The organism is Acetobacter tropicalis, assembly GCF_001580915.1.
Taxonomy (GTDB): domain Bacteria; phylum Pseudomonadota; class Alphaproteobacteria; order Acetobacterales; family Acetobacteraceae; genus Acetobacter; species Acetobacter tropicalis.
The window spans coordinates 1-1,212 of sequence record NZ_LHZQ01000057.1; the positions used below are offsets into that span (position 1 = coordinate 1).

1 protein-coding gene and 2 pseudogenes are annotated in these 1,212 nt (G+C 55.9%); 2 read left to right on the forward strand and 1 reads right to left on the reverse strand.

Annotated elements, in window-relative coordinates:
- Positions 1–141 precede the first annotated feature (141 nt).
- Positions 142–320 (reverse strand): annotated as a pseudogene (locus tag AD944_RS17625) (IS6 family transposase); the annotation flags it as partial.
- Positions 321–445: 125 nt separating this feature from the next.
- Here AD944_RS17625 and AD944_RS00370 point away from each other — a divergent pair.
- Together AD944_RS00370 and AD944_RS00375 are read left to right on the forward strand one after the other, a co-directional pair.
- Positions 446–739: pseudogene (locus AD944_RS00370) on the forward strand (helix-turn-helix domain-containing protein); the annotation flags it as partial.
- Positions 740–812: 73 nt separating this feature from the next.
- On the forward strand, positions 813–1,212 hold a 400-nt coding region (locus AD944_RS00375; RefSeq protein ID WP_169796342.1), incomplete at its 3' end, for a transposase.

Consider the following 1,212-nt stretch of genomic DNA (forward strand, 5'->3'; position numbering starts at 1 on the left):
CTCTATCGGACACTCAGGCGTCAGCCCGTTACGTCCGTAATGGCAGCATGACCTGCGGAAAACGTAACCATCCAGCATAGCGCCCGCTGGCACTGTTGCAAAGTCAGGCAGCGGTTGAAACGGGTCTGATTTCTGAGGGTTTCAGAATGTGTAAACTCCAACTGCCTCTCTATCAGATGCACTTCTCCCATGATGCCCTTTTCCTGTTGCCACGGCTTTGCCTGCCCCTTCTTCAGGGCTCGCATGACCTCGAAGCCCTTGATGATCGTGGCGTAGGCGGTCTTCAGCGTTTTGAATCCGCGTACCGGCTTGATCAGCTGGACACCTCCAAAAACCCCTTATTTATGGGTCTGATACCAATTTGTTTTGTCTGTGACTCATTGGGGTACCCAAGAGTGTAGAAATGTGATTCACCGGATACCATTGATGAAAGAAGGTATCCGAGATGAGCAAGGCCATTGCACTTCGTGATGACTATGATGCAGCGAGGGTACGCACTCTTGCCCGGCGAAGCAGACACGCGGCCCAGTCCCGGCGCCTTCTGGCGCTTGCTGCGATTTATGACGGGGCGACGCGTGGTGAAGCGGCCCGTCTTGCGGGAACGGACCGACAGATCGTGCGGGACTGGGTTCTGCGCTTTAACGCGCAAGGACCCGCAGGTCTGATTGATCGTCATGGTGGGGGTGCTGCCCGCCGCATCACGCCTTCCGTCATGGAGGCTCTGGCACAGCAGATGGAGACCTCCAAAAACCCCTTGGTTTGAGAGGGCAGATATGATTCTCTTTAATTCTGTCATCTGATGGGGTTTGGCGATGAAACAGCCGGGATTTTTCAATATTGACGACCGCCTGAAGGCGCTGTCGGCCAAGGGAGATGCGCTGGAGAAGCTCAGTGGTCTTGTCGATTTTGAACGGTTCCGCCCCTTGTTGGTCCAGGCGATCCCGCGTTCGGATGGCCGCAAGGGAGGGCGTCCTGCCTATGATCCGGTTTTCATGTTCAAGGTCCTGCTCCTGCAGGCAAGCCATTCCCTTTCTGACGAACGCACGAAATTTCTGATCCGGGACCGGCTGTCCTTCATGCGTTTTCTGGGTCTTTCCCTTGCGGATCCCGTGCCCGATGCGAACACGATCTGGACCTTCCGCGAGGCTCTGACACACGCCGTTCTTGACGGCGCACCTGGAGGGTTCGAAGAACCCTTGATTGATTACCCCT